Origin of the sequence: Microbacterium festucae (assembly GCF_025421715.1) — a bacterium.
GTDB classification, from domain to species: domain Bacteria; phylum Actinomycetota; class Actinomycetes; order Actinomycetales; family Microbacteriaceae; genus Microbacterium; species Microbacterium festucae.
In genome coordinates this window covers 12,978-39,845 of sequence record NZ_JAOEFC010000001.1, presented here as the reverse complement: position 1 = coordinate 39,845, position 26,868 = coordinate 12,978, and the positions used below count along the sequence as shown (strand labels likewise).

Sequence of the window (26,868 nt, the reverse complement as noted above, 5' to 3'; positions counted from 1 at the left end):
CGGATGCCGTCGCTGGGGTCGAGCGTACGTCCCGCCCCGCGGCGGCGGCAAAGCCCCGGACACGGGGCGTAACGCGCCCCGCCCCGCCCGATCGGCGCGCGCCGGGTCCCTTCTCGCGACACGGGGCCCCGGCTCGGGGGGTGGGGTGCGGCGCGGGTAGCGTGGGGGGATGACGACGCGACGTGCAGTGGTGACCGGGGCGAGCTCGGGGATCGGTGAGGCGACCGTGCGGGGCCTGCGGGCCGCCGGCTGGGACGTCGTGGGCGTCGCCCGCCGCGCCGGGCGCCTGGAGGCCCTCGACGCCGAGGTCGGCTCGGCCTCCTTCGCCGCCGACCTCACCTCCGAGACCGACGTCGAGGCCCTCGCCGCCCACCTCGCCGACACCGGCCCGGTGCACGCCCTCGTGCACGTGGCCGGCGGCGCCCGCGGCGCCGACCGCATCGAAGACGGCTCGCCCGAGGACTGGCGCTGGATGTTCGAGGTCAACGTGCTGTCGGCGCAGCTGGTGACGGCGGCGCTGCTGCCGCTGCTGCGCGACGCCGCGGCATCCGACGGGCACGCCGACACCCTGTTCGTCACCTCCACCGCCGCCCAGACCGCCTATGCCGGCGGCGCGGGCTACAACGCCGCCAAGGCGGGCGAGTCGATGCTGGTGCACGCGCTGCGCCTCGAGCTCGGCGGCGAGCCGATCCGGGTGAGCGAGGTCGCCCCTGGCATGGTGCACACCCCCGAGTTCACCCTCAACCGGCTGGGCGGCGACGTGTCGGCCGCCGAGAAGGTCTACGAAGACGTCGCCGACCCGCTGACCGCCGCCGACGTCGCCGACGTGATCGTCTACGCCCTGAGCGCCCCCGGCCACGTCAACCTCGACCTGGTCACCCTGCGTCCCGTCGCGCAGTCGGCGCAGCACCAGCTCGCCCGCGGCGCGCTGCGTCCGCGCGGGCACTGACCGCAGGGCGTCCGCTCAGGCGGGCGGGGCGTCGGCGAAGGCGACCTTCGGCACGAACAGCAGCAGCACCGCGGCCAGGAACCCGCCGGCCGCGCACACCGCCCACACGGTGATGTAGCCGCCCAGCGAGGCGGCGGTCTGGCTGGCGACCGCCCCGACCCCGGCGGCGAGCACGACGCCGAAGACGGCCGAGGCGAACGTGCCGCCGATGGTCTTGGTGGTGTTGGTGAGGGCGGATGCCACCCCCGTCTGGCCCCGCGGGGCGGCGGCCGCCGCGGCGGCGGGCATCGCCCCGACCAGCGCGCCGCAGCCGAGGCCGGCGATCGACAGGTTCAGCAGCACCTGCCACAGCTCGAGGTGGAACGGCAGGAACAGCAGGTAGCCGATGCCGACCAGCAGTGACGCGCCGATGAGCACGACCCGGGGGCTCGCCCACCGCGAGGTGACGGCGAACAGCACGGCGCCGACGATGAGCGACACGAGGTAGACCCCGATGATGTTGGAGCGCTCGGTGGCATCCAGCCCCAGCCCGTAGCCGAGCGCGGGGTCGGTGCCCGCATAGGTCGACAGCGGCCCCTGCGCGCCCAGCAGGCTGATGCCGACGAGGAAGGCGGTGGCCTGCACCGGCCACATCTCGGGCCTGCGCAGCACGCGGATGTCGATGGCGGGGTCGTCCTGGCGCAGCTCGTGACGCACGAACCAGACGAAGACGAGGATGCCGGCCACCAGCAGCGCGCCGACCCACCACCAGGCGCCGGGGCCGAGGTCGAGCTCGCCGATCATCCGCATCCAGACCAGCGCCCCGGTGACCAGCAGCAGCGCCCACGCGAGGATCACGAAGCCCGCGGTGTCGAGGCGGCGCCCGGCCTCGGGCTGCGACTCGGGCACCCACAGCCAGATGACGACCGCCACGATCGAGACCGCGACGGCGGGGACGATGAGGGTGAGGGTGAGGTCGCCGCCGGTCGCGGCGAAGATGCGTCCGGCCGCGAGGGCGCCGATGATCGCGCCGGCCTGCAGTCCCACCACCAGCAGGCCCGCCGCCCGGCGGGTCTGCGAGACGCCGCGCTGCTGGCTGCGCCCGCGTTCGAAGATGAGCGCGATCTCCAGCGGCAGCCACACCACGTAGAAGCCCTGCAGCGCCCAGGCGATGAGGAACGTCCAGAACGAGCCCGCGAAGGCGAGCCACCACGTGGCCCCGGCGGTGAGGACGGCGGCGATCAGCAGGATGCGCTTGTGGCCGTACATGTCGCCGAGCTTGGCGAGCACCGGCACGACCAGCGCCGACAGCAGCAGCTGCGCGGCCTCGAACCAGTTCACGTCGGAGTCGTGGATGCCCAGGTGCACGACGATGTCGCTGAACAGGGGCACGTAGTACCCCTGCAGGATGCCGCTGACCAGCTCGACGAGGATGAACCAGCCGATGAGGCCGGCGGTGATTCCCAGCGCTGACGAGGCCAGCGGGGTGCGCAGTGCGGTTCGGGTCGCCACGGCGCTCATTCTAGGGACGGCGGCGCGTGCGGCCGCGTGCGCGACACACCGCGGGAGTGCGCGCCCCGCCTAGGCTGGAGCGCGTGACGGATGAGCGCGAAGTGCTGACATGGGACGGTTTCGGAGAGGCGACGCGTGAGCTCTCGCGCGCGGTGCTGGCAGACGGCTTCGCGCCCGATGTGGTGGTGGCCATCGCCCGCGGTGGGCTGCTGCCGGCCGGAGCCATCGCCTACGGGCTCGGCGTCAAGAGCTGCGGGGCCCTGAACGTGGAGTTCTACACCGGCATCGGCACGGTGCTCGAGGCGCCCGCGCTGCTGCCCCCCGACCTCGACCTCGGCTACCTTCCCGGCAAGCGCGTGCTGCTGGTCGACGACGTCGCCGACAGCGGTCGCACGCTCGCCCTGGCCGTGACCATGCTGCGCGAGGCGGGCGCCGACGTGCGCTCGGTGTGCATCTACACCAAGCCCGGCACGATCGCCACGCCCGACTACTCGTGGCGCGCCACCGGACAGTGGATCGACTTCCCGTGGTCGGCGCAGGGCACGGTCGCCGAGGAGGACGCCGGCGCCGAGGCCAGCGCCTGATGCGCGCCGCCGCTCGGGCGGTCGGGCGGTGACCCCGGCGTCGCTGCCCGAGCTCGCCGACGCCGGGCTCGTGGATGCCGGGTGGGCGCGGGCGCTGGAGCCGGTGGCCCCCGACATCGCCGCCCTCGGGCAGCGGCTGCGCGCCGAGACGGCCGCCGGTCGCGGCTACCTTCCGAGCGGCGACCGCGTGCTGCGCGCCTTCGCGCGACCCCTGGCGGACGTGAAGGTGCTCATCGTCGGGCAGGACCCCTACCCGACCCCGGGCCACCCCATCGGCCTCTCCTTCGCGGTCGACGCGCACGTGCGGCCGCTGCCGCGGAGCCTCGCCAACATCTACCGCGAGCTGGCCGACGATCTGGACATCCCGCCCGCCGCGCACGGCGACCTGTCGGCGTGGAGCGATCAGGGCGTGATGCTGCTGAACCGGGTGCTCACCGTGGCGCCCGGCGCCCCGGCATCCCACCGCGGCTGGGGCTGGGAGAAGGTCACCGAGCACGCCATCCGCACCCTCGTCGCACGGGGGCGCCCGCTGGTGGCGGTGCTGTGGGGGAAGGACGCCGCCACCCTGCAGCCGCTGCTGGGCGACACCCCGATCGTGGCGTCGGCGCACCCGTCGCCGCTGTCGGCGCGGCGCGGGTTCTTCGGCTCCCGTCCCTTCTCGCGCGTCAACGCGCTGCTCGCGCAGCAGGGGGCCGGTCCCGTCGACTGGCGGCTCCCCGCGTAGGCTGGCGCGCATGCTGGAAGAGGAGTACGAGAAGACGCGTCGCCGCCTGCCCGCGCACCTGCGCCGGGTCGAGGCCGAGCGGCCCTTCTCCTACGAGATCAGACCCGTCCGCGATGCCGACATCCCCGACATCCGCGAGATCTACAACTACTACGTGACCAATTCGGTGGTCACCTTCGACGAGAAGAAGTGGTCGCTCGCGCAGTGGCGCGACAAGCTCGCGCACCTGGCCAAGCTCGGCATGCCGGTGCTGGTGGCCGAGTCGCCCACCGGGCAGGTGCTGGGCTACGCCCTCGTGCAGCCGATGTCGTCGAAGTCGGCGTACCGCTACAGCGTCGAGAACTCGATCTATCTGGGCCAGGCCGCCACCGGCAAGGGCCTCGGGCGGGCGCTGCTGGAGGCACTCATCGCCGCCAGCGAAGAGGTCGGCATCCACCAGATGGTCGCCGTCATCAGCGACAAGGGCGCCGAGGGGTCCATCGCCCTCCACGAGCGGCTCGGCTTCGTCGAGGTCGGCCGCATGGGCCGCGTCGGCTTCAAGTTCGGCCGCTGGCTGGGCACGATCTACCTGCAGAAGCAGCTCTCGCCCAAGAAGAAGAAGCGCTCACTGTTCGGGCGCGGCTGACCGCTCGGATGCCGGGGCGCCGGCATCCGCCTCGCGCACCGCGTCGACGAGGGTGCGCCACGGCCCGAGCAGCGCGCCGTCGGGCACCTGCGCGCGGTGGCGCACCGGGGGAGCGGTGACCTCGATCTCCCACTGGTAGCGATCGGCCCCCCGCGCGGCGGCGACGGCCGCATCCCAGTCGCACGCGTCGATGAGGGTGATCCACCGCGGCTCGCTGTCGGCCACGGCCGACACCCGCCACCGGCGAACGAGCCCGGCCACCCCGCCCGAGCGCACGACCGTGATCACGACGATCGTGCCGTCGTCGTCGGGGGCGTCGGCGGGTGCGTCGGCGCGGGGTCCCCGCCCGTCGCCGGCGCGGGGTCCCCGCCCGTCGCCGGCGCGCACGTCGTCGGGGGTCGCGGTCTCGTCAGCGCTGTGCGGCATCCTCGATCACGCCGACACCCACCCAGGCGGCGTGGACGGCGGCGGCCTCCTCCGATCCCTCACCGTACTCGCGCGTCGCGGCCGCGTGGGTGGCGGCGGCGAACTCGGCGAAGTCGGCGGTGTCGGACAGGCCGCCGGTGGTGAGGGTGAGGTACCAGATGCGGCCGGCGCGCTCCCAGGCGTGACCGCCGAGGGCGGTGGCCACCAGGTGGAACGCCTTGTTGGGGATGCCGGAGTTGATGTGCACGCCGCCGTTGTCGGCGCTGGTGTGCACGTAGTCGCGCATGTGGGCCGGCTGCGGGTCGCGGCCGAGCACGTCGTCGTCGTAGGCGGTGCCGGGGGCGCTGAGCGAGCGCAGCGCGTCGCCCTGGACGGCGTCGGTGAAGATGCCGGCGCCGATCAGCCACGACGCCTCGGCCGCCGTCTGCCCGCGCAGATGCTGCTCGGTGAGCGCGCCGAACACGTCGGCGATCGACTCGTTGAGCGCGCCGGACTGGCCGACGTACTGCAGCCCCCCGGCGTGCTCGACGACGCCGTGCGTCAGCTCGTGGCCGATGACCGACACCGAGCGGGTGAACCCCGTGAACACCTCGCCGTCGCCGTCGCCGAAGACCATGCGCTCGCCGTTCCAGAACGCGTTGTCGTAGTCCTCGCCGTAGTGCACGGTCGCCTCGAGGGTGCCGCCGGCGCCGTCGATCGACGAGCGGCCGAACGCCTCCCAGAACAGCGCGAAGGTGGCCCCGAGCCCGTCGAAGGCCTCGTCGACGGCGGCGTCGCCGGTGGCGGGGTCGTCTTCGCCGCGGGCGCGCACCCCGGGGAGCTGCTCGCGGTGCTGCGCGTCGGAGATCACCCGGTCGGGCGCCGGCGAGGCCTCGAGCACGAGCGCGCCGCCCTCGACCGACAGGTCGATGCTCGCGCGCGTCGGGCGGTACACCCGCGGCGCGGCGAGGGTCTGACGGGCCGCCTCGGCGGCGCGGGCCACGTGCGGCTCGGAGGATGCCGCGAGTCGGGCCAGCAGGTACGGGGGGATGATCGCGTGCATGCGCCCAGGGTAACCGCGGCCCCCGACGTCGCGGGGCGCGCATGACGCACCGCGTCGGGGCCCGTCAGGCCCCGGGGCGGGTCGGGTCGATCACCGGGATGGAGGCCAGCAGGCGCCGGGTGTAGGACACCTGCGGCTGCAGCAGCACCTTCTCGGTCGGACCCTCCTCGACGATGCGGCCGTCCTTCATCACGACGACGTCGTCGCAGAGGTTCTGCACCACGCCGATGTCGTGCGAGACGAGCACGAGTGTCAGTCCGTCGCGGCGGCGCAGGTCGCGCAGCAGCTCCAGGATCTGCGCGCGCACCGTCACATCCAGCGCCGACAGCGGCTCGTCGCCGACGAGGATGTCGGGGCGGTGCACGATCGCGCGCGCCAGGGCGATGCGCTGGCGCTGCCCGCCGGAGAACTCGTGCGGGAAGCGCTCGGCCATGGCGGCGTCGAGGCCGACGTCGGTGAGCACCTCGCGCACCCGCGCGCGCCGGTCGCCGTCGATCCCCAGCGCCCACAGCGGTTCGCCGACGATGCGTCCGACGCTCATCCGCGGGTCGAGCGAGGCGTAGGGGTCCTGGAACACGACGCCGGTGCGTCGGCGCAGCCAGTGCAGGGCGCGGGCGCCGGCGCGGGCGTCGACGGCGCGACCGTCCACCTCCACGGTGCCGGTGGTGGGCGCATCCAGTCCCAGCAGCAGCCGGATGAGCGTGGACTTGCCCGAGCCCGACTCCCCGATGACGCCCATGGCCGAGCCGGCGGCGACATCGATGTCGGTGTCGTCGAGGGCCGTCGTCCACTTCTTCGGCTCGAACAGCCGCGTCGTCGGCTGGCGGAAGCGCCGCCCGAGTCCGCGGGCGCGGATGAGACTGTCGCTCATGCGCCGCCTCCCGGTCGCCACACCGTGGCCGTGGCATCGCGCAGCAGGCCCTGCGTGACGGGGGAGCGGGGCGCGGTGAGCAGCGTCGACAGGGGGCCCTGCTCGACGACGCGACCGGCGTCGAGCACGACGGCATCCGTCGCGATCTGCGACAGCACCGCGAGGTCGTGCGTGATGAACACCAGCGACATGCCGTCGCCGGTGACGAGCCCGTGGAGCAGTTCGAGGATGTCGGCCTGGATCGTGACGTCGAGGGCCGTGGTCGGCTCGTCGGCGATGAGCAGGCGCGGCCGGCACGCCAGCGCCGCGGCGATCGCGACGCGCTGACGCTGCCCGCCGGAGAGCTGGTGGGGGTAGCGCCGCACGATCTGCGCGGGGTCGGGCAGGCGCACCCGATCGGCCTCGGCCACCGCACGGGCCAGCGCCTCGCGCCGCCCCAGGCCCTCGTGGATGCGGAACGCCTCGGCGATCTGACGACCGACGGTGCGGATGGGGTTCAGCGCGGTGCGCGGCTCCTGGAAGACGATGCCGATCTCGTCGCCGCGCAGCGCCGCCAGCTCCCGCTCGGGCAGGCCGATGAGCTCGCGCCCCTGCCAGCGGATGCTGCCGCCCACCTCGGCGCCGTCGGGGAGGAGGCCGAGGATCGCCAGCGCGGTCATCGACTTGCCCGAGCCCGACTCGCCGATCAGGCCCACCCGGGCGCCCTCGGGCACGTCGAACGAGACGCCGTCGACCACCCGTGCGCCGTCGATGTCGATCACCAGGTCGCGCACCTCGAGGGTCATGCGATCACCTCCGGCTGGTGGGTGCGCGCCGCGCTGCGCCGGCGGCTGAGGGTGGGGTCGGTCGCCTCGCGCAGGCCGTCGCCGAGCAGGTTCAGACCCAGCACGGTGAGGGTGATCGCCAGCCCCGGCCACACGACGCTGCCGGGGTGCACGGTGATGTAGGCCTGCAGGTCTTTGAGCAGCAGGCCCCACGAGGGCTCGGTGACGGGCGCGCCGAAGCCGAGGTACGACAGGCCCGCCTCGGCGAGCACCGCCACGGCCATGCCCCACGACAGCTGCACGATGAACACCGGCGCCACGTTGGGCAGCAGGTGCCGCCACAGGTTCTGGAAGGGGGTGAGCCCGGCCGCGCGACCGGCCAGCACGAAGTCGCTGTGCAGCACGCGGCGCAGCTCGGGCCGGGTGACACGGGCGATGTTCACGCCGAAGCCGATGCCGACCGAGACGATCACCACCAGCAGCGAACCGCCCCACACCGCCGACAGCATCATCGCGATCAGCAGCACCGGGAAGGCGATGAGGATGTCGACGGCCACGGCGACCGTCTCGCGCAGCCAGCGCGCGGTGAGCGCGCCGAGGGCGGCCAGCAGGATGCCGATGACGGTGGCCACGACGCCCGCGCCGACGGCGACCCACACCGTCGTGCGCGCCCCGGCCATCAGGAGGCTCAGGATGTCGCGGCCGGAGTTGTCGGTGCCGAGCAGGTGCGGCCAGCCCGGCGGCGACCAGCGCGCCGCGACGTCGACCTGCTGCGGGTCGAAGGGGGTCCAGAAGACCGACACGAGTGCGGTGAGGGCCACGACGAGCACCACGATGATGCCGAACCGTCCGGTGCCCAGCGCCCAGAGGCGCCGCAGCCACGAGGCGCGTGCCCGCCCCACCCGCGCGCTCACTCCGCCTCCCGCTGCCGGGGGTCGATGACCCGGTGGAGGAGGTCGACGAGGAAGCCGACGATGAGCACGAACCCGGTGAGCACGAGCAGTTCGCCCTGCACCTTGGGCAGGTCGCGCTGGCCCACATCGGCCACCAGCATCCGCCCGATGCCGGGCAGGCTGAACAGCTGCTCGATGACGACGGCGCCCACGATGATGCCGGCCACCTGCAGCCCCAGCACGGTGATGATCGACAGGCCGACGTTGGGCAGGCCGTGGCGCAGCAGCGCCTGGGTGCGGGTGAGGCCCTTGGCCGCGGCGGTGCGCACGTAGTCCTGGCCGACCGCCTGCAGGGTCGCCGAGCGCACGAAGCGCATGAGCATGGCGCCCTCGATCACCCCGATCGTGATGGCCGGCAGCAGCAGCGAGCGGAAGGCGAGACCGGGGTCGGACCAGCCGGTGCGGGGGAAGCCCTGCGCGGGAAGCCACCCGAGCCACACCGCCACCACCACGACGAGCATCATCCCCGCCCACACCACCGGCACGGCTGCCAGCGCCTGGGCGGTGACGTTGATCACGGTGCCCGAGGCCCGGCCGCGACGCATCGCGGCGAAGACGCCGAACGGCAGGGCGATCACCAGGGCGACCGTCATCGCCATGAGGCCCAGCGGCACGGTGACGGCGGCCTTCTCCAGCAGTTCGTCGGCGACGGGCGTGCCGGTCAGCTGCGAGGTGCCGAGGTCGCCGGTGAGCACCCCGCCCAGCCACGTGAGGTACTGCACGACCAGCGGGTCGCCCAGCCCGAGCCGCTCGCGGATGCCCGCGAGCTGCTCGGGGGTGGCGTTCAGGCCGGCGATCAGCTGCGCGACGTCGCCGGGCAGCACCCGCAGGGTGACGAAGATGAGCGCACTGGCCACGAACAGTCCCAGCACCAGCAGGGACAGTCGGGTCAGCGCGTAGCGGATCACCCCTTGCTCTTGGCCAGCTCGGCGAGGTTCAGGCGCTCGTTGACGTTGACCGTCGGCATGCCGGTGACGTGGGTGCCCACGGCGACGACGGACGCGCCGTTGTACAGCCAGTCGGCGGCCTGGTCGTCGGCGACGATCGCGGCGGCCTGGGCGAGCAGGTCGGCGGCGTCGCCCTCATCGGTGGCGGCGACCGACTCCTGGTACAGGCGCTGCACCTCGGGGTTGTCGTAGGTGAAGTAGTAGTCGGGGTTGGCCCAGTTCTCGAAGTCGCGCGCCTCGGTGTGCAGCACGAAGCTCAGGTCGTAGTCCTTGTTGATGTAGACGTCGTTGAGCCAGGTCGGGAACTCGACTGGGTTGACCTTCAGCGTGATGCCCACGTCGGCGAGGTTGGACACCAGGATCTGCGAGACGGTGGTGCCGTAGCCGCTGTACAGCGTGAGGGTGAGGGTGAGGTCTTCGGCGTTCGCATCGGCGAGCAGCTTCTTGGCCGCCTCGGGGTCGAACGGGGCGGTGTCGCTGAGGTCCTCGTAGCCCGGGTCGAGCTCGGGGATCGGGCCGTACTGGGTCTGGCCGGCGCCGAGGGCGGCGACGATCGACTTCTTGTCGATGGCCTGGCGGATCGCCTGGCGCACGCGCACGTCGTCGAGGGGGGCCTTGGTCGAGTTCATCGCCAGGGTGCCCTTGTCGGTGGACGCGCCGGTCTCGAGCACGAAGTCGCCGTTGCCCTCGATTTGGTCCTTCAGCGTCGCGTCGAAGCCGGTGACGACGTCGAGCTCACCGGCGAGGGCGCCGGTGAGGGCGGCCTGGGTGTCGGGGATGTAGTCGAAGACGACCTCGGTGACGGGGGCCTTGTCGCCCCAGTAGTCGTCGTTGCGCTCGAAGCTGATCGAGTCGCCCTGCTTCCAGGTGCCCAGGCGGTAGGGCCCGGTGCCGTTGGCCGCGGTCTTGCGGTCGATGGTGTCGTCCTGCTTGAGGATGAGGCCGGCGCGGCCGGTGAGCGACCACAGCAGCGTCGAGTCGGGCTGGTCGAGGGTGAGGGTGATCGTCTGCCCCTCGGCGGCGATGCCGGTGACGTGGGCGAGGCGCGCCGAGTCGCGGTAGGTGGCGGTGTCGCGCACCTGCGTGAGCGACCACACCACGTCGGCGGGGGTGAGCTCCTCGCCGTTGTGGAAGGTCACGCCCTCGCGCAGGGTGAAGGTGTAGGTGAGGCCGTCGGGGGAGACCTCGTAGTCGCTGGCCAGGGCGGGCACGATGTCCTGCTCGGGGGTGCGGGAGACCAGGCCCTGGTAGACGTTGTCGATGAGGATCTGGTCCAGCGCCGCGCCGGCCGTCTCGCGGATGTCGAGGTTGCCCGGCTCGAGCACCAGGCGGATGGCCACCGACGCGTCGGCGTCGGGGGTGCCGGCCGTGGCGGAGGGGGCCGGGCTGCCGCCGGCGCTGCACGCGGTGAGTGCCAGCGCGCTGGCGGCGACGAGGGCCGCGGCGGCGAGGGTGAGACGACGGAGCATGTCGGGGGTGGTCCTTTCGCAGGGGGCAGGGCGCGTCGTTGCTGGGTACTGCGCCGGAGCTGCCGACTCTTGTGCGCGTAACAGCCTAGGCTCCGGCGCCGCAAGTGCTGACATCCAGTGTCATCAACACCGCTGACAGCAACAGCGCCGCCGCCCGATCACTTCCCGGCGATGTCGCGCACGAGGGTGCCCAGCGCGGCCGGCTGCTCCTCCTGCACGTTGTGACCGGAGGGCACATCGACGGTGGTGGCGCCGGGCACGCGCTCCCGGAAGGTCGCCAGATCGGCGGGGGTGACGAAGCCGCGGTCGCCGCGCACGAGGGTGATCGGGGCGCTCGCGTGGGCCAGATCGTCCCAGCCGCCGGCCGACAGCAGCTCCCGCAGCGCCTTCTGCTGCGCGGATGCCGCGGCGGCGGCATCCGGGTTGGCGGCCAGCGCGTTGGCGATGCGGGCGAAGTGGTGCTTCCACTCGACGCGCCCGTCCTCGCGCACGCGCGAGTTGAGGAAGACGCCGCGGGTGGCCGCCGCGCGGGTGCCGCCGAGCCCGAACGACAGGGCCCGGTCGACGAGCTCATCGCGCGAGGCCCAGTCGGCGGGGCCGGCGAAGAAGGCGCCGATCTGCGCGGCATCCCCGTCGGGGTCGATGCCGGGGGTGATGTCGACGACGACGAGGTGGCGCACCAGCTGCGGGTGGGCGGCGGCCAGCGCGGCGGCGGTGAGACCGCCCAGCGACTGGCCCACCAGCACCTGCGGGGTGCTCGTCCAGGCGGCGAGGGGCTCGGCGAGGTCGGCGGCGAGGGCGCGGCCGGTGTAGGCGGCGTCGTCCCGCCACGACGAGTCGCCGTGACCGGGCAGATCCACGGCGAGGGCGGGCAGGCCCAGCGACAGGATCGTCGTGTCCCACGTGTGCGCGTTGAGGCCGGCGCCGTGGAGGAAGGTCACCACCGGCGGCGCGTCGCCGTAGTGCAGGGCGCTGACCGAGCGCCCGTCCGGAAGCGTGTGGCTCAGCCGGCGCACGGCGGGGGCGGCGACGCCCACGGCTTCGGCCTGCGCGGGGAGGAACTGGAACTCATCCATGACCGCCATTCTGCCTCGCCCCCGTGGGGGTGACGTGACAGGGTGGGGGTCATGACTGAGGAACGCCGCGTCCACCTCTCGCGCTCGGCCCGCCCCGCCTACGACGCCCTCGAGGCCTTCTCGCAGACCGTGGGCGACATCGCCAAGAGCGCGGGGATCGACGAGCGTCTGAAGGAGCTCGTGCTGCTGCACACCTCGCAGCTCAACGGCTGCGCCTACTGCGTGCGCGTGCACGTGGACCGCGCGGTGACGGCCGGGGTGACGGTGGACGAGATCGCGCAGCTGGCGGCCTGGCGGGAGTCGGGCGTGTTCAGCGCCCGCGAGCGGGCGGCGCTGCAGCTGGCGGAGAGCTACGTCTACATCCACGAAGAGGGCATCCCCGACGAGGTGTACGACCACGTCGGCGGCATCTTCACCGAGCAGGAGTACGTCGCCCTCAGCTGGCTGCTCGTGTCGATCAACTCCTTCAACCGCATCACCATCGCCGGCAAGTACCCGGTGCCGCCCCGGCGCGGCGACACCCGCGCGTGAGCGTCTCGGGCGCCCTCAACTTCCGCGACGTCGGCGGGCTGCGCGCCGGCGACGGGGTCACCCGCCACGGCGTGCTGCTGCGGTCGGGGCATCTGGCCCGGCTCGACGCCGACGGCGCGGCCGTGCTGCGGGGGCTCGGGGTGCGCCGCATCGTCGACCTGCGCTCGGGCGAGGAGGTGGCCTCCGAGCCGTCGCGCGTCGACCTCATCGGCTCGAGCGAGCTCGAGACGGTGCGCGCGCCGCTGTTCGCCGGCTCCACCGCATCCTTCTTCGACGCCGACGTCACCCTCGAGAGCATGTACCGCACGATCCTCGCCGAGGGGTCGCAGGCGATCGTCGCGGCCGTGCAGACCATCGCCCGCCATGCCCCGGTGCTCGTGCACTGCACCGTCGGCAAAGACCGCACCGGGGTGACCGTGGCGCTGGCGCTGGCCGCCGCGGGGGTCGACGAGGACGAGATCGTCGCCGACTACGCGCGCACCGAGGCCTCGCTTCCCGAGCGGCGCAACGCGCGCGTGCTCGCCTACCTGCGCAGCGCCCACCCCGAGGCGCGCAACCTCGAGGCGCTGGCGACGCGCTCGCCGGCCCCGGTGATGCGGGAACTGCTCGCCGAGATCGACCGCGAGCACGGCGGGGCGGCCGCGTTCCTGCGCACCCACGGGCTCGACGCCGACGACCTGCAGCGGCTGCGCGAGGTGCTCGTCGCCCGGGAGGGGTGACCGCGGCGCGGTCGTCGCGGCCGGCATCCGCGCCTGGCGCGAAGGTTAGGCATGCCTATCCTGTGGGGGGTATAGTGGCCTCATCATGTCCACGCGTCTCGCCCACGACCCGACCGCCTGCAAGGCGTCGCGTCACGAGCGCGTGCAGCACCTGATCACCGCCGACGAGCACAGCCTCGCCGAGCTGCAGGCGCTCATCGCGACGCTGCCGATCTGCTCGACCGGGCGCGTGTTCATCGAAGTGCCGGATGCCGAGTGGATCGGCCGCATCGACGCGCCGGCGCGCATGACGGTGACCTGGCTCGACCGCTCGCGCCGCAGCGGCACGCCCGGCACCGGGCGCACCTGCGTGCCCGGGCAGGCACTCACCCGCGCGGTCACCGGCTGGGCCGACGAGATGCTCTGCGAAGAGGCGGCCCGCGCCACCCGCATCCACCTGCTGGGCGGCTACCTCGGCACCGCCGACATCTTCGACCACCTCACCGGTGCGCTCGGCTTCGACGCCGACGGCATCGGCACCCCCGCGCGCTTCGGCCTCGCCGCCGCGCGCTGAGTCCGCCCCGCGCCGGCGCCGGACGCCGCCTCAGGCGCCGCGCGGCACGTAGTTGCCGTCTTCGAGCCCGGCGAGGATTTCGAACCGGTTCGTCAGCGGGTTCTGCCCGGCCAGCAGGTACAGCAGCGGCATGAGCATTCCGTAGCGCCGCCACTGCCGCGCGTGCACGGCCTCGTGGCGCAGCACCGCCGCCGTCACCCGCGCGTCGCCGGTGAGGTAGCAGGCGCCCACGCAGACGCCCCCGCGGCGGAACGTGCGGGCCGGCATGCCGGTGAACACCCAGAGGCCCTCGCGGCGCTCGACCCGCCCGGTCGACCACAGGCCGCCCCAGACGAACCCGACCGCGGTGCCCCACCACGCCCCCGCCCGGCTGAGCGGAGAGTCGAGGAAGGGGAGGAACGCGTCGAGGCGCTCGCCGCGGGCGACCGCGCGGGCGGCGCGCTCCCGCCAGCCGGCGGGCGGGGTGCGCAGCGCGCTCATGCCAGCGCGCCCACGACGCGCAGGATGGTGCCGAGGTCGTCGACGGCGGCGGCCGGGCTCGCGGGGGCGAAGCCGGCGATCGAGGCGCCGACCAGCGGCATCCGCTCGCGCAGCGCCCCCAGGGCGGCGATCAGCTGCCCCGCCGGCACCCCGAAGGGGACGGGCAGGGCGAGCCCGGCGAGGTCGGCCGGGTCGATGACATCGAGATCGACGTGCACGTACACCGCGTCGGCGCCCGTCGCCAGGGCGGCATCGACGAGCACCCGCGGGTCGGCGAACGCGTCGGCGGCGACGTGACGCACCCGGCCGGCGGCCACGAGGTCCCACTCCGCATCGTCGAACTCGCGCGAGCCGGCGAGCACTACGCGCTCGGCACCCACGGCCGCCTGGGCGAACGGACCCTCGTCGAACAGGGCGCGCAGCGCCATGCCGGCCAAGGCGCCCGACGGCGAGGTGTCGGGGGAGTGCAGATCGGCGTGGGCGTCGAGCCAGACGACGGCCAGCGACGGATGCCGCGCCGCGGCGTGCGCGACGGCGCTCACCGCGACCGCGCAGTCGCCGCCCACTGCGATCGCCGGCTCGTCCGAGCCGGCCAGCGCCTCGGCGACCGCGTCGCGCACCCGCGACAGCGCGCTGAAGCGGCGGATGCCGGTGTCGAGGGGCTCGCCTGCTTCGGCCGGCACCTCGATGCGCGTGGTCGCCGAGCGGGGCAGGTCGCCGGCGATGGCCTCGGCGCCGTCGACCAGCATCATCGCGCGCGGCGAGGGCGAGCCCTGCCACTGCGGCACCACCAGAAAACGCGTCATGCTCTCATCCTTCCGCCGTCGGCATCCGCTGTCACCGGCCTGCGCTGCGGCTGCCCGTCCGCCGCGGCGCGGCCCGGGATCATCGACGACGCGAGGCACCACGCGCGGCGGGGCGTCCCGCCGGCGTGATGCCTCGCGTACCGGGTCTTACTGCTCGATGGCGGGGGCGGCGCCGGACTTCAGCGCGGCCAGGCGCGCCTCGACCTCGGTGAGCTCGCCCACGTCTTCGAGCTGGTTGAACTGCGCGTCCAGCGACGACGCCGCGATCTCGGCCTTGCCGGCCGCGAGCGCCTCCTGACGGCGCACCTTGTCTTCGAACCGGCCGAGCTCGCTGGTCGGGTCGAGCACGTCGATCGACTTGACGGCGTCGTGCACCTTGTTCTGCGCCTCGGCCGACTTGGCACGCGCCAGCAGCTCGGAGCGCTTCGACTTCAGCTCCTGAAGCTTCTGCTTCATGCCGTTGAGGCCGTCCTTGAGCTTGTCGACGACCTCGGTCTGGGCGGCGATCGACGGGGCCAGCGTGCGGGCCTCGTTCTCCTCGCTGATCTGACGCTGCAGCGCGATCTTGGCGAGGTTGTCGAACTTGTCGGCGTCGGCGGCGTTGCCCGACTGCCGCAGCTGGTCGGCCTTGCGGCTGGCTGCGAGGGCCTTGCCGCCCCACTCGGTGGCGGCCTTGACGTCTTCGGCGTGGTCGCGCTCGAGCAGGCGCAGGTTGCCGATCGTCTCGGCGATCGCCGCCTCGGCGTCGGCGATGTTGTTGCTGTAGTCGCGGACGAGCTGGTCGAGCATCTTCTGCGGGTCTTCGGCGGAGTCGAGCATCGCGTTGATGTTCGCCTTCACGAGCGTCGAGATGCGGCCGAAGATGGACTGCTTTACCATCGGGTTCCCTTTCTGGAGGAGGTAGGTCGGAGGTCGAGCGTGGAATCGGGACGGGCGGGGAGTCTCGTGCGGAGCCGAACCGGCCCGGCGGATGCGAGTCGTCGGCGGATCAGAATCGACCTCCACCCCGGCGGGCACGGGTGCCGCCGCCGCCGAAGCTGCCGGGCCGGAAGCCGCCCCCGCCGCCGGTGCGGCCGCGGGACGATCCGCCGCCGAAGCCGCCGCCACCGAAGCTGCCGCCGCCGCCAAAGCCGCCGCCGCCGCCCTGCATCGCGTTGACGATGATGCCGCCCAGCACGGCGCCCATGATGTTGCCGCCGAGCCCGCCGCCGGTGCCCCCACCGCCGCCGAACGCGCCGACGTCGCCCTGTGCGGCGCCGAGCGCCTGCGCGGCCAGGTCGTTGGCGCGCTGGGCGGCCCCGAGGGCCGCGGCGGGGTCGGAGTCGGCGAGCTGACGGGCCTGCACGAGGGCGGCCCCCGCCTCGGCGAGCCGGGTGCGGGCGGTGGCGCCCACGGCGCCGCGGCGGGAGGTGATGAAGTCTTCGGCGGCCGACACCTGCGCCTGGGCCTGGGTGAGCAGCTGGGCGAGCTGCCGCTCGGCGCGGCGCGCCTTCTCCTGCGCATCGCGCACCCCGTCCAGCAGGGCGTCGATCTGGGTGTCGGCGGCCTCGAGCTGCTCGAGGGCGGCCAGCGGTCGGCGCGCCGTGCCGGTCAGCAGCGCCGTGGCGGCGTCGAGCTGACGCCGGGTCGCGGCGATCACCGGGGCGACCCGGCCGTCGGGATCGGGCACCGTGGCCGCCGTGGCCAGGTCGGTCTCGACGTCGGTCACCAGCGCGGCGGCCGACTGCTCGGCGGTGGCCAGGTCGGCGGCGAGCGAGCCGACGGCATCCTGCATCTTCTGCGCCTGCGCGACGGCGTCTTCGGCGGCGCGGATGTGCACGGCGGCCTCCGAGCCGTCGCCGGCCCCGATCGCCTGCTCGGCGAGGGTGAGACGCTCGTCGGCGAAGGCGAGCCGCTGGGCGGCCTGGGCCGGGTTGTCGGCGACGGTGGCCAGCGCCTCCGGCGCATACGCGGTCTGCAGCGCCTGCAGGCGCGACTGCGCGGCGGGGGCGTGCTCTGCCACCGTCGCCCGCAGCGTCTGCACGCGGCCGAGCGCCTCGGGGGCGTTCTGCTCGAGGCTGCGCAGCCGGTCGAACGCGGCGGCCTTCTCGTCGAGCACCGTATCGGCGTGCGCGCACAGGTCGAGGATCTGCTGCGCCCAGGCGCGCACCTGCGCGTCGGTGTCGGCGACGTCGTCGTCGAGCTGCTGCTGCAGCGAGAACGCGTGGTCGAGGTCGGCCTTGGCCGCCGTGAGGGCATCGGTGAACTCGCGCGCCGTCTCTTCGCCGAACTGCGCGATGGCGAAGCCGAGCTCCTGCTCGCTCGTCTTCACGGCGTCGTCGGCGGCCACCAGGGCCGAGGCGGCGTCCCGCCGCAGGTCGGCGGTGGAGCGCACCGGGGCGGCGCCGCCGCCCGTGCCGGGAGCGCCGGCGGCCGCGCGCTTGCGAGAGCGCACCACGACCACGGCGACGAGGATGCCGACGGCGACGACCACCACGATCAGCAGCACGACCCAGATCGGGCTCACCCCGCCCGCGCCCGCCGCGTCGGCGAGGCCGGTGGCGGCGGCATCCGCGGCGCCCGCCCAGTCGCCGGCGCGCAGGGCCGGCGCGATGAGGTCCTGCTCGATGTCGGTGAGCTCCGCGCCCGACACCGGGCCCTGTTCGTCGCCGGAGAGGTAGTAGGCCCGGCCCTCGGTCGCCACGGCGAGCAGGTACTGGTTCGGGCCCAGGTTGTTGACGGTCGCGGTGGTGTTGGCCCACTGGGCGGCATCGCTCGGGTCGGTGAAGACGTCGACGTACGTCACCCACAGCTCCACGCCGTCCGAGGGCAGGGCGGAGAGACGCTCGTCGAGGCTCTGCTCCTCGGCATCGGTCAGCACATCGGCCTGATCGAGCACGTGGCCGGACCCCAGGGTCACCGGCGCGGTCAGGGGAGCGACCGGCTCGGTGAGGGGCGCGACGGGCTCGGTGAGGGGCGCGACGGGCTCGGTGGCCAGCGCCGCCGACGCGGCACCGCCGAGCACGATCGACCCGGCCGCGACGAGCGCGAATGCCAGACGCGAACGCATGCGTTCCTTCCCACGGGGCCCGCTTCCCGCCCCCTTGTCGCCGATCCTATGCCCGGCCCGGTATGCGATTCCAGGTGGGGCGGACGCTCACAGAGAACACCTAGGTCTCCCCGCCGCACCGTGCGTCGCTCGGGCCCGCGCGCCCCGCCGCGGGTTAGGGTGACCGCTGCGGAGGACACCATGGACAGATACGGCGACGACGTGCTCGCCCCCGGTTGGCGCACCGCCGGCCGACCCACCGTGCAGAAGACCCCGGCCGAGCGTGACCTCGTCGTCGAGGTCGCCGCCGACGGCTACTGCGGCGCCGTCGTCGGGGTGCGCGGCGGCATGGTCGAACTGGAAGACCGGCACGGTCGGGTGCGGGTGTTCCCGCTCGGCGCGGGCTTTCTCGTGGAGGGCGTGCTCGTCGAGCTCGTCGCCCCCGCAGCCGTGGCGCCGACGGGTCCTCGCCGCACGGCATCCGGGTCATTCGCCGCACCGCAGCAGCGCGCGCGGGTCGCGCGGGCGTCCCGCATCCTCGTCGAGGGGCGCCACGACGCCGAGCTCGTCGAGAAGGTGTGGGGAGACGACCTGCGCGCCGAGGGCGTGGTGGTCGAGTACCTGCAGGGCGTCGACCTGCTCGCCGACGTGCTGCAGGAGGACCCGCCCGGCCCGGGTCGCCGCTACGGCGTGCTCGTCGACCACCTCGTGACCGGGTCGAAGGAGTCGCGGCTGGCCGACAGCGTGATGCGCGGCCCGCACGGCGCGCACCTGAAGATCGTGGGTCACCCGCACATCGACGTCTGGCAGTGCGTGCGTCCCGAGGTGCTGGGGATCCGCGCCTGGCCCGACGTGCCCCGCGGCATCGAGTGGAAGGTCGGCGTCAGCCGCGCCCTCGGCTGGCCGACCGGCGACCAGGCCGACATCGCCCGCACCTGGCGGCGCATCCTCGGGTCGGTGAAGACCTACCGCGACCTCGACCCCGCCCTCCTCGGCCGCGTCGAGGAGCTCATCGACTTCGTCACCGTCGACTGACCCCACCGCCCCGGCTCCGCGCCGCCCCGCGAAACTCCTCCACATCGGGCCCGTTGTCGGGCTGGGAGCGGTCTCTCGGGCGGTGACGCCCCGGATCGGAGGAGTTTCGCGGCGGTGGGCCGGGGGCCCGGCGGGCGTGGCGGGGCCCGGGCGGGCGCGGCGGGGCCGGAGGTCGCCGCCCCCAGGCTCGCCGCGGGCGGCCTCGAGCTCCCGTCCGCGGACTCGTGCTGCCTCTCGCGGACCGGGGCCGCCCGCGTGGACGGCCCGACGCGCGGTGTCCGGTGTCCGCGCCGGCTCGCGAAACTCCTCCATTCCGGGCCGTTCCAGCCCCGGGGAGCGCTCTCTCGAGCGGTCGCGCCGCGAAGTGGAGGAGTTTCGCGCCGGGGCGTGAGCGGAGAGCGGCGGACCGGAACCCGCGGCGGGGCGGGGAGCGGGGCCGGTACCCTGGGACTGTGCCGCATCCCGACGCCGACGACCTCGCGCCCGAGCGGCGCTTCCGCGACAAGCCGGTGTCGTTCGTCCGCCGCAGCGGCCGCATGACCGATGCGCAGGAGGGTGCCTGGGAACACCTGGCCCCGCACTACGTCATCGACGTCGAGCGGGATGCCGCGGCCACGAGCATCCGTCCGGGCACGGTCATCGACCCGGTCGCCGTGTTCGGCCGCGACGCCCGGCGGGTCGTGGAGATCGGCTCGGGCCAGGGACACGCGATCGTCAACGCCGCCCTCGCCCACCCCGACACCGACTTCATCGCGGTCGAGGTGTTCCGTGCGGGGCTGGCCCGCACCATGCTCGACGCCGACCGCGTCGGCGCGCGCAACCTCCGCCTGGTCGAGGCGAACGCCCCCGAGGTGCTCGAGCACCTGCTGCCCGCCGAGTCGATCGACGAGCTGTGGATCTTCTTCCCCGACCCGTGGCACAAGTCCAAGCACAACAAGCGGCGCCTGGTCGCCCCGCCCTTCCCGCCGCTGGCGGCGCGGGCGCTGACCGGCGGCGGTCTGCTGCGCCTGGCGACCGACTGGGAGGACTACGCCCTGCAGATGCGCGAGGTCATGCGGGGCGCCGACGACTTCGCGCCCGCGTTCGAGGGCGAGTGGGCGCCGCGGTTCGAGGGGCGCGTGATGACGGCGTTCGAGCGCAAGGGCCTCGCGAAGGGCCGCGACATCCGCGACCTCGTCTACCGGCGCGCGGACCGCACATGAACGCGCGCGGCGCGGCATCCGCACGCCCCCTGGTGGCGTGGGGGACCGGGCCGGCGCTGCTCGTGTGCCTGGCCGCACCGGCGTTCTTCGTGCTGCTGCTGCCGTGGCTGGGCTGGCTGCTGCTGGCGGCCGGACTCGCCTGGGCGCTGCTGATCGAGCGCCGCGCGGTCACGGCATCCGCGCCGTCGCTCACCCGCGACCTGTCGCTCATCGCGGCGGGCCTGCTGATCGTCTCGGCGATCCCGCTGAAGGCCGAGCTCGACAACCTCGCGATGCTGCGCTTCACCCTCGCCCTCGGCGGGGCGGTGGTCGTGCCCTACGTGATCTCGCGGTGGGTCTACCGCGACCGCGCGATCGGGTTCCCCTGGCGCGGCGGCACGCGCTGGAAGCGGTGGCAGTGGATCTGGCTCGGCCTCGTGCTGCTGCTCGGGTGGCTGATCCTGCCGTTCTACTTCATCACCTCGGACGTCTACCTCAACTGGCCGGTCGTCGACAGCCCTGACCTCATCGCACGGCTGTTCGTCGGCGTGGGCGCGGTGGGCATCTGGGACGAGCTGTTCTTCATCTGCACCTGCTTCGTGCTGCTGCGGCGGCACTTCGCGGATGCCGCGGCCAACGTGCTGCAGGCGATCGTGTTCGTGTCGTTCCTGTGGGAGCTGGGCTACCAGGCGTGGGGGCCGGCGCTGACGATCCCGTTCGCCCTGCTGCAGGCGGTGATCTTCCTGAGGACACGCTCGCTGGGCTATGTCGTGACCGTGCACCTGCTGTTCGACGCGGTCGTGTTCGCGGTGCTCGTGCACGCGCACAACCCCGGACTGCTCAGCGCGATCTTCTTCATCTCCCCTTGAGCCCGAGCCGCGCCCGGGCCCGCGCCCGAGCCCGGGCTCAGAGGCGTTCGAGCACCTGCGGCAGGAACGCGATCGTCGCCGCGATCGGACCGGTGAGGGCGGCGGCGATGACGAGTCCGATCACCAGGATGTTGCCGAGCACCGCCCCCGCCACGGCGCGCCCGCGTGACCCGCCGTCGCGGCGGTCCGGCCGGCCCGGACGGATGCCGGGGCGGGCGGCGGAACGGATGTCGAGGCTCGCTGTGCTCATGTCATCGACGCTACGGAGCGCTGGCCGCCGGCGGATCGGCCGACGGGACGATGCGCATCCGTCGGGAGGATGATCCTGCCCAGGCGCTGATCAGGTCGGGGCGTTAGCCTGGCATCGGATCTTCCACAGGTCCCCGGACGACGGATCAGTACCCGGTGAGCGACAAGACTGGCCAGGAGGCACAGTCATGGCGTGGATCATTCTCATCATCTCCGGGATCCTCGAGGCGGTCTGGGCGACCGCCCTGGGCAAGTCCGAGGGCTTCACGAAGCTCTGGCCGTCGGTCGTGTTCGGCGTCGCCCTGGTGGCGAGCATGGGCGGCCTGGCGTGGGCGATGCGCACCATCCCGACCGGCACGGCGTATGCGGTGTGGGTCGGCATCGGCGCAGCCCTCACGGTCGGCTGGGCGATGGCCACCGGCGACGAGTCGTTCTCGTTCGTGCGGATGCTGTTGATCCTCGGCCTCGTCGGCTGCGTGGTGGGGCTCAAGCCCGTCGGCCACGAGTAAACCCGCATCCGTTCGGCCCGACACCTCCGGTGCGCAGACGCGTGCCGGCATCCGAACGAAGGCAGGCACATGACCCGAACAGTCCGCTCCGCGTCCGCGGCCGGCGCCTCCCGCGGGGCCGACGCCGCGCGCGCCCGGGGACGGGCGATGCTCGCGGCGTTCGCGCCGATCGGCAGCCCGGCGCGCCTGCTGCTGGCGGGCAAGGCCGCCTTCGCCGCGGTGCTGGCCTGGTACCTGGCGCCGCTGGTGCCGTTCACCGACGACCAGTACTCCTACTACGCGCCGCTGGGCGTGCTCGTGACGATGTACCCGACGGTCGCGCGGTCGGCCCACTCGGGGGCGCAGACCCTCGCCGGGCTCGCCCTGGGCGTCGGCATCGGCCTGGTCGGACTGGCGATCGTGTTCGCGGGCTGGCCCGGCGGGGTGGCGCTGGCGGCCGTGATCCTGGTCGGGGTGCTGCTGGGCGGGGTCGGCGTGCTCGGCGTGGGCCGTGACTGGGTGGCCCTGGCGGCGCTGTTCGTGCTGCTCGTCGGCGGGCGCGACCTCGCCGACTTCTCGGTGTCGTACCTGGTCACCACCGGTGTCGGGGTGGTCGTCGGGATCGTCGTGAACCTCGTCGTCGTGCCGCCGCTGTACGTGCGCCGCGCCAGCGGGCGCCTCAGCGTGCTGCGCGATGCGCTCGCCGCCCAGCTGCGCGCGATGGCGGATGCCGTTGCCGCCACCGACGTCGACCCAGAGAGCCTGCAGCGTGAGCTCGACCTCTTCGCCGAGACGATGGATGCCGTCGGCGACGATGTGCGCGAAGCGCGCGAGAGCGGCACCGTCAACCCGCGCGGGCGCCGCCATCGCGGCGAGCTGGACGAGAACGACGCGCGGCTGCGCGGCCTCGAGCTGTCGTGGCGGTACACGCGGGAGCTCGCCGATGTCATCGAGCGACTGCACGCCGTCGACGGGCTGCGGGGCGAGCCGGCGCGCACCCGGTTGGCGGAGGCGACGGCCGCCGTCGCCGAGGTCGTGGGCACCCCGGTGGGGGATCCCGCCGCAGCCGAGCGCCTCGACGCCGCAGTCGGCGCCGTCGAGCGGCTGCGCGAGACCGCGCCGGTCGGCGACGGGCGCGGCGCGGACGAGCCGACGGCCGCCGTGATCTTCCTGCACCGGATCATCGACGGCTGCCGGCCGTTCGTGTGATCCGCGCGGCTGGTGCGCCCGCGGCGGTGCGCCGGCGGTGCCGCGCGCTGGATCCCGCGCGGTGTCACACCGACGGGTGATGGATGAAGTGCCCCCGACAGGAATCGAACCTGCGACCTTTGGTACCGGAAACCAACGCTCTATCCCCTGAGCTACGGAGGCGTACCGATCGAGGGTATCACCGCGATGCGGCGGCGATCGCCGCGGCCACCCGCTCGGCGAGGTAGCGGTGTCCGGGGGTGGACGGGTGATCCCGGCCGATGCCCGTGTCGATCACGTCGGCGTAGTTGGCCGGGGTGATCCAGTCGTCCTGCACGGGGGAGACGTACCACCAGCCGCGGTCGGCGGCGAGGGTCTGCAGGTCGCGGTCGATGCGCGCGGTGGCAGGCTCCACCGGCAGCACCTGCGGCGCCGGTCCGAGGATGAGGATGCGCGCCCGCGGGTAGGTCGCCGCGAGGCGGTCCCAGGCCGCACTGACGGCATCCGCATAGCCGGTGGCGGGCAGCCGCCGGTCGTTGATGGAGCCCTGCACGATGACCAGGTCGGGATCCAGTGCGGGATCGAGCGCGGCGATGCGCGTGCCGAAGTCGGGGCCGTCCAGGCCGGGCTTGAGGTAGCCGCTGCCGCGCACTCCGTCGACGACGGTGGTGTAGCCGGTGAGCTCGGCCAGCACGTAGGCGTAGCCGAGGGTCGGGGCGGCGGCGGCCGACCCGTAGGTCCACGAGTCGCCGAAGACGAGCACCGTGGCGTCGTCGGGCAGGTCCAACCGCTCCGGCAGGGCCACTCCCACCGGCTCGTCGGCGCCGGCGGCGACGGTCGCGGCGGGGGCCGTCCAGGGCCGCCATGACGCGGCGACGGCGATGAGCGCGACCACCGCGATCAGCGCGCCGATCGCCCACACGACGCGTCGCCGGGGGCGGGTGTCGGGGCGCGTCATGCGTAGAGGGTAAGCCACGTTCGGCCGCACGCGGAATCGGGCCGGAACCGGCCGGCATCCGCGCGTGCCGGAGCACCTCCCGCGGCGTGCGAGGATACTTCGGTGCAGCGCAACGTGACCGCCGAACTCGACCTGGAACTGGGGTCGTCCGTCGACCTGATCTTCCAGATCACGGCGGCCCAGCCGGCGCCCGTCGTGCGCGAGGAACTGACCTTCGTGCAGGGCGACCGCGTCTACACGCCGAACGAGATCGTCGACCAGTCGGGCAGCCGTCTGCACGTGCTCCACGGCGACGCCGGACCGCTGCAGGTGCGCTACGAGGCGCTCATCGACGGGTCGGTCGCGCCCCGCGCCACCAGCGACCTCGAGGCGATCACCTACCTGCGCCCGAGCCGCTACTGCCAGTCCGACGAGGTGTTCTCGCAGGCGCGGCGCCAGTTCCGCGGCCTGCAGGGTCACGACCTCATCGCCGCGGTGAGCGAGTTCGTCGCCACCAGCACGACCTACACGCCCGGACTCAGCCAGGGCACCGACTCGGCCGTGACGACCCTCATGACCGGTCAGGGCGTGTGCCGCGACTACGCCCATGTCGTCATCGCGCTGCTGCGGGCGATGGACATGCCCGCCCGCTACGCCGCCTGCTTCGCGCCGGGCCTGCGCCCCATGGACTTCCACGCCGTCGCCGAGGCCTACCTCGACGGCAGCTGGTACGCGATCGACGCCACGCGCCTGGCCAACCGCCGTTCGCTCGTGCGCATCGCCACCGGCCGCGACGCCGCCGACTGCGCCTTCCTCAGCTACCACGGGGCCTACGTCGGCCTGCAGCGCATGCGCGTCGATGCCTTCGTCGTGCCCGACGACGCCGCCGATGTGGATGCCGTCGGCGCCGCCGCCGCGGCATCCGACCCCGCCACCGACGACATCACCGACCTCGTCGCCATCGCCTGACCCCCGGTCCGCTCCGCCACGCCTCCGCCCCGGTACCGCCCCGCCGCGGCCCCGGTGCCCCCGCCCCGCCCCCGGTGCCCCCATCCCCACCCGCCGAGTGTCCAAGACACGCGGCCGGCTCCGCGCGGATGCCGCGTGTCTTGGACACTCGGCAGGCGTGACGCCGCGCCCACGCGCCCGTCCACACGCGCGCGCCCACCCCGCCGGGCGGATGCCGAGGGGCGCCGACCGTAGAATCGAGGGGCTATGAATCCCGATGCCCTCTCCGAAGCCCTGCTCGCCGTCATCGTCCCGCTCGCCGAGGCGCGACGCGAGGGCTCGAGCGCCGGGCTGACCGCCGCCGACCTGCCGCTGGAGCGCCCCAAGAACCGCGACCACGGCGACTGGGCCTCCAACGCGGCGATGAAGCTCGGCAAGGCCGTCGGGGGCAACCCCCGCGAGTTCGCGCAGCAGATCGCCGACGCGCTCGGCGACGTCGACGGCATCGCCTCGGTCGAGGTCGCCGGCCCGGGGTTCATCAACATCCGCCTGGATGCCGCGGCGGCGGGCGCCCTCGCCCGGCAGATCGTCGAGGCGGGAGCCGCGTTCGGCACGAACGACACCCAGCGCGGGGCCACCATCAACCTCGAGTTCGTGAGCGCGAACCCGACCGGACCGATGCACATCGGGCACACCCGGTGGGCGGCGCTGGGCGACGCGATGGCGCGCGTGCTGCTGGCATCCGGCGCGACGCTCGTGCGCGAGTTCTACGTCAACGACGCCGGCGCCCAGATGGACCGCTTCGGCCGGTCGGTGCTGGCCTCGATCAAGGGGGAGCCCACCCCCGAAGACGGCTACCCGGGCTCGTACATCGACGACCTCGGCCGCCGCGTCATCGCCGCGCAGCCCGATCTGCTCGCGCTGCCCCTCGCCGAGCAGGAGGCGACCGCCCGCGACACCGCCTACCGCCTGCAGCTGGGCGACCTGCAGGCCTCGCTCGAGGCGTTCAACGTGCACTTCAACGTGTTCTTCAGCGAGCGCGACCTGCACGCGAAGGGTCCGAACGGCGAGCCGAGCCTCGTCGACGAGGCGGTCGACCGCCTGCGCGCGCAGGGCCACGTCTTCGACCAGGACGACGCCGTCTGGGTGCGTACGACCGCCTTCGGCGACGACAAAGACCGCGTCATCCGCCGCTCCAACGGCGAGTACACCTACTTCGCCGCGGATGCCGCGTACTACCTGAACAAGGGCGACCGCGGCTTCGCGCACAAGATCTACCTGCTGGGCGCCGACCACCACGGTTACGTGCACCGCCTGAAGGCCCTCGCCGGCGCGGCCGGCGACGACCCGCAGAAGGACATCGAGGTGCTCATCGGACAGCTCGTGTCGGTCAACGGCGCGCGCCTGTCCAAGCGCGCCGGCAACATCATCGAGCTCGACGACCTGCGCGACTGGCTCGGCACCGACGCGCTGCGCTACTCGCTGGCGCGCTACCCGGCCGACTCGCCGCTGACGCTCGACCCCGAGATCCTCACCAAGCGCACCAACGACAACCCGGTGTTCTACGTGCAGTACGCCCACGCGCGCACCCACAACGTGGCCCGCAACGCGGCCGGCGTGGGCGTGGCCCGCGACGCGTTCGCCCCCGAGCTGCTCGACCACGAGACCGAGTCGGCGCTGCTGGGCGCCCTGCAGGAGTTCCCGCGCATCGTCGCCTTTGCCGCCGAGCTGCGCGAGCCGCACCGCGTGGCGCGCTACCTCGAAGAGCTCGCGAGCCTCTACCACCGCTGGTACGACAACTGCCGCGTCACCCCGCTGGGCGACGAGCCGGTCACCGACCTGCACCGCACGCGCCTGTGGCTCAACGACGCCACCGGCCAGGTGCTGCGCAACGGACTGGACCTGCTCGGCGTGAGCGCGCCCGAACGGATGTGA

General features: G+C 73.7%; 29 protein-coding genes, 1 tRNA gene and 1 riboswitch. Of the genes, 14 read left to right on the top strand and 16 right to left on the bottom strand.

All coding sequences use genetic code 11. The features are described 5' to 3' along the window. Positions 1–169 precede the first annotated feature (169 nt). Positions 170–949 carry an SDR family oxidoreductase gene (locus N3K63_RS00205; protein WP_261577948.1) on the top strand — a complete coding sequence of 260 codons (780 nt, stop codon included), beginning with the start codon at positions 170–172 and terminating at the stop codon, positions 947–949. Between the two features lie 15 nt (positions 950–964). Here N3K63_RS00205 and N3K63_RS00200 read toward each other — a convergent pair whose 3' ends face one another. Further along, complete coding sequence (locus N3K63_RS00200) at positions 965–2,449, bottom strand: MFS transporter (protein WP_261577947.1); 1,485 nt, start codon at positions 2,447–2,449, stop codon at positions 965–967. A 74-nt stretch (positions 2,450–2,523) separates the two neighbouring features. Between N3K63_RS00200 and N3K63_RS00195 the strand changes: the two genes are divergently transcribed. The 3 genes from N3K63_RS00195 to N3K63_RS00185 are packed head-to-tail and all read left to right on the top strand — an operon-like array spanning position 2,524 to position 4,373. Beyond that, entirely contained in the window at positions 2,524–3,024 is a 501-nt protein-coding gene (locus N3K63_RS00195) for a phosphoribosyltransferase (RefSeq protein WP_261577946.1), read from the top strand. A gap of 28 nt (positions 3,025–3,052) precedes the next feature. After that, positions 3,053–3,748 (top strand): uracil-DNA glycosylase, encoded by a 696-nt coding sequence (locus N3K63_RS00190; protein WP_261577945.1) that lies wholly within the window; start codon positions 3,053–3,055, stop codon positions 3,746–3,748. Between the two features lie 10 nt (positions 3,749–3,758). After that, a complete protein-coding gene (locus N3K63_RS00185) occupies positions 3,759–4,373 on the top strand; it encodes a GNAT family N-acetyltransferase (RefSeq protein ID WP_261577944.1) in 615 nt (204 codons plus the stop codon). On the opposite strand, the gene N3K63_RS00180 is transcribed toward N3K63_RS00185, so the two are convergent. The 8 genes from N3K63_RS00180 to N3K63_RS00145 all read right to left on the bottom strand — a co-directional run bounded on the left by N3K63_RS00180 (position 4,353) and on the right by N3K63_RS00145 (position 11,921). Next, a complete protein-coding gene (locus tag N3K63_RS00180) occupies positions 4,353–4,799 on the bottom strand; it encodes a protealysin inhibitor emfourin (RefSeq protein ID WP_261577943.1) in 447 nt (148 codons plus the stop codon). The genes N3K63_RS00185 and N3K63_RS00180 overlap by 21 nt on opposite strands. Then, the gene (locus N3K63_RS00175) at positions 4,783–5,841 is read right to left on the bottom strand and encodes a M4 family metallopeptidase (RefSeq protein WP_261577942.1); all 1,059 of its coding nucleotides are present in this window, start codon (positions 5,839–5,841) and stop codon (positions 4,783–4,785) included. The genes N3K63_RS00180 and N3K63_RS00175 overlap by 17 nt, the downstream gene beginning before the upstream one ends. Before the next feature lie 64 nt (positions 5,842–5,905). After that, positions 5,906–6,712 (bottom strand): ABC transporter ATP-binding protein, encoded by an 807-nt coding sequence (locus N3K63_RS00170; RefSeq protein ID WP_261577941.1) that lies wholly within the window; start codon positions 6,710–6,712, stop codon positions 5,906–5,908. After that, positions 6,709–7,497, bottom strand: a complete 789-nt coding sequence (locus N3K63_RS00165; protein WP_261577940.1) for an ABC transporter ATP-binding protein — start codon at positions 7,495–7,497, stop codon at positions 6,709–6,711. The genes N3K63_RS00170 and N3K63_RS00165 overlap by 4 nt, the downstream gene beginning before the upstream one ends. Further along, positions 7,494–8,390, bottom strand: a complete 897-nt coding sequence (locus N3K63_RS00160; RefSeq protein ID WP_261577938.1) for an ABC transporter permease — start codon at positions 8,388–8,390, stop codon at positions 7,494–7,496. Before N3K63_RS00160 ends, N3K63_RS00165 begins: the two co-directional genes overlap by 4 nt. Further along, on the bottom strand, positions 8,387–9,337 hold the full coding sequence (locus tag N3K63_RS00155; protein WP_261577937.1) for an ABC transporter permease: 951 nt from the start codon (positions 9,335–9,337) through the stop codon (positions 8,387–8,389). The genes N3K63_RS00160 and N3K63_RS00155 overlap by 4 nt, the downstream gene beginning before the upstream one ends. After that, on the bottom strand, positions 9,334–10,845 hold the full coding sequence (locus N3K63_RS00150) for an ABC transporter substrate-binding protein (RefSeq protein ID WP_261577936.1): 1,512 nt from the start codon (positions 10,843–10,845) through the stop codon (positions 9,334–9,336). The genes N3K63_RS00155 and N3K63_RS00150 overlap by 4 nt, the downstream gene beginning before the upstream one ends. 158 nt (positions 10,846–11,003) lie before the next feature. Beyond that, positions 11,004–11,921 (bottom strand): alpha/beta fold hydrolase, encoded by a 918-nt coding sequence (locus tag N3K63_RS00145; RefSeq protein ID WP_261577935.1) that lies wholly within the window; start codon positions 11,919–11,921, stop codon positions 11,004–11,006. A gap of 51 nt (positions 11,922–11,972) precedes the next feature. Here N3K63_RS00145 and N3K63_RS00140 point away from each other — a divergent pair, with 51 nt between their 5' ends. The 3 genes from N3K63_RS00140 (at position 11,973) to N3K63_RS00130 (ending at position 13,724) form a co-directional block, all read left to right on the top strand. Continuing rightward, complete coding sequence (locus N3K63_RS00140) at positions 11,973–12,452, top strand: carboxymuconolactone decarboxylase family protein (protein ID WP_261577934.1); 480 nt, start codon at positions 11,973–11,975, stop codon at positions 12,450–12,452. Continuing rightward, the gene (locus N3K63_RS00135; RefSeq protein ID WP_261577933.1) at positions 12,449–13,171 is read left to right on the top strand and encodes a tyrosine-protein phosphatase; all 723 of its coding nucleotides are present in this window, start codon (positions 12,449–12,451) and stop codon (positions 13,169–13,171) included. The genes N3K63_RS00140 and N3K63_RS00135 overlap by 4 nt, the downstream gene beginning before the upstream one ends. 85 nt (positions 13,172–13,256) lie before the next feature. Then, positions 13,257–13,724: an SIP domain-containing protein gene (locus tag N3K63_RS00130; RefSeq protein WP_261577932.1), complete on the top strand. Its 468-nt coding sequence runs from the start codon at positions 13,257–13,259 to the stop codon at positions 13,722–13,724. Positions 13,725–13,754: 30 nt separating this feature from the next. Here N3K63_RS00130 and N3K63_RS00125 read toward each other — a convergent pair whose 3' ends face one another. The 4 genes from N3K63_RS00125 to N3K63_RS00110 form a co-directional block, all read right to left on the bottom strand. Beyond that, complete coding sequence (locus N3K63_RS00125; protein WP_261577931.1) at positions 13,755–14,204, bottom strand: Fe-S oxidoreductase; 450 nt, start codon at positions 14,202–14,204, stop codon at positions 13,755–13,757. Continuing rightward, on the bottom strand, positions 14,201–15,010 hold the full coding sequence (locus N3K63_RS00120) for an arginase family protein (RefSeq protein WP_261577930.1): 810 nt from the start codon (positions 15,008–15,010) through the stop codon (positions 14,201–14,203). The genes N3K63_RS00125 and N3K63_RS00120 overlap by 4 nt, the downstream gene beginning before the upstream one ends. A gap of 147 nt (positions 15,011–15,157) precedes the next feature. Continuing rightward, positions 15,158–15,889 (bottom strand): PspA/IM30 family protein, encoded by a 732-nt coding sequence (locus N3K63_RS00115; protein WP_261577929.1) that lies wholly within the window; start codon positions 15,887–15,889, stop codon positions 15,158–15,160. Between the two features lie 109 nt (positions 15,890–15,998). Further along, the gene (locus N3K63_RS00110) at positions 15,999–18,059 is read right to left on the bottom strand and encodes a TPM domain-containing protein (RefSeq protein WP_261577928.1); all 2,061 of its coding nucleotides are present in this window, start codon (positions 18,057–18,059) and stop codon (positions 15,999–16,001) included. 180 nt (positions 18,060–18,239) lie between these two features. Between N3K63_RS00110 and N3K63_RS00105 the strand changes: the two genes are divergently transcribed. The 3 genes from N3K63_RS00105 to N3K63_RS00095 all read left to right on the top strand — a co-directional run bounded on the left by N3K63_RS00105 (position 18,240) and on the right by N3K63_RS00095 (position 21,123). Next, a complete protein-coding gene (locus N3K63_RS00105) occupies positions 18,240–19,073 on the top strand; it encodes a DUF3097 domain-containing protein (protein WP_261577927.1) in 834 nt (277 codons plus the stop codon). A gap of 452 nt (positions 19,074–19,525) precedes the next feature. Next, positions 19,526–20,275, top strand: a complete 750-nt coding sequence (gene trmB, locus N3K63_RS00100; RefSeq protein ID WP_261577926.1) for a tRNA (guanosine(46)-N7)-methyltransferase TrmB — start codon at positions 19,526–19,528, stop codon at positions 20,273–20,275. Then, on the top strand, positions 20,272–21,123 hold the full coding sequence (locus tag N3K63_RS00095) for a CPBP family intramembrane glutamic endopeptidase (RefSeq protein ID WP_261577925.1): 852 nt from the start codon (positions 20,272–20,274) through the stop codon (positions 21,121–21,123). Before trmB ends, N3K63_RS00095 begins: the two co-directional genes overlap by 4 nt. 37 nt (positions 21,124–21,160) lie before the next feature. Here N3K63_RS00095 and N3K63_RS00090 read toward each other — a convergent pair whose 3' ends face one another. Continuing rightward, positions 21,161–21,373, bottom strand: a complete 213-nt coding sequence (locus N3K63_RS00090) for a hypothetical protein (RefSeq protein ID WP_261577924.1) — start codon at positions 21,371–21,373, stop codon at positions 21,161–21,163. 112 nt (positions 21,374–21,485) lie between these two features. Next, a riboswitch (guanidine-III (ykkC-III) riboswitch) is annotated at positions 21,486–21,550 on the top strand. A gap of 10 nt (positions 21,551–21,560) precedes the next feature. On the opposite strand from N3K63_RS00090, the gene N3K63_RS00085 reads away from it, so the two are divergent. Both N3K63_RS00085 and N3K63_RS00080 read left to right on the top strand, forming a co-directional pair. Then, positions 21,561–21,881, top strand: a complete 321-nt coding sequence (locus tag N3K63_RS00085; RefSeq protein WP_261577923.1) for a DMT family transporter — start codon at positions 21,561–21,563, stop codon at positions 21,879–21,881. 69 nt (positions 21,882–21,950) lie between these two features. Beyond that, positions 21,951–23,069, top strand: a complete 1,119-nt coding sequence (locus tag N3K63_RS00080) for an FUSC family protein (protein ID WP_261577922.1) — start codon at positions 21,951–21,953, stop codon at positions 23,067–23,069. Positions 23,070–23,158: 89 nt separating this feature from the next. Here the strand turns inward: N3K63_RS00080 and N3K63_RS00075 are convergent. Together N3K63_RS00075 and N3K63_RS00070 are read right to left on the bottom strand one after the other, a co-directional pair. Further along, positions 23,159–23,231, bottom strand: a tRNA-Arg gene (locus N3K63_RS00075). Positions 23,232–23,247: 16 nt separating this feature from the next. Then, on the bottom strand, positions 23,248–24,006 hold the full coding sequence (locus tag N3K63_RS00070) for an SGNH/GDSL hydrolase family protein (protein WP_261577921.1): 759 nt from the start codon (positions 24,004–24,006) through the stop codon (positions 23,248–23,250). A gap of 102 nt (positions 24,007–24,108) precedes the next feature. Between N3K63_RS00070 and N3K63_RS00065 the strand changes: the two genes are divergently transcribed. After that, on the top strand, positions 24,109–24,954 hold the full coding sequence (locus N3K63_RS00065) for a transglutaminase-like domain-containing protein (protein ID WP_261577920.1): 846 nt from the start codon (positions 24,109–24,111) through the stop codon (positions 24,952–24,954). Positions 24,955–25,200: 246 nt separating this feature from the next. Further along, positions 25,201–26,868, top strand: a complete 1,668-nt coding sequence (locus tag N3K63_RS00060; protein ID WP_261577919.1) for an arginine--tRNA ligase — start codon at positions 25,201–25,203, stop codon at positions 26,866–26,868.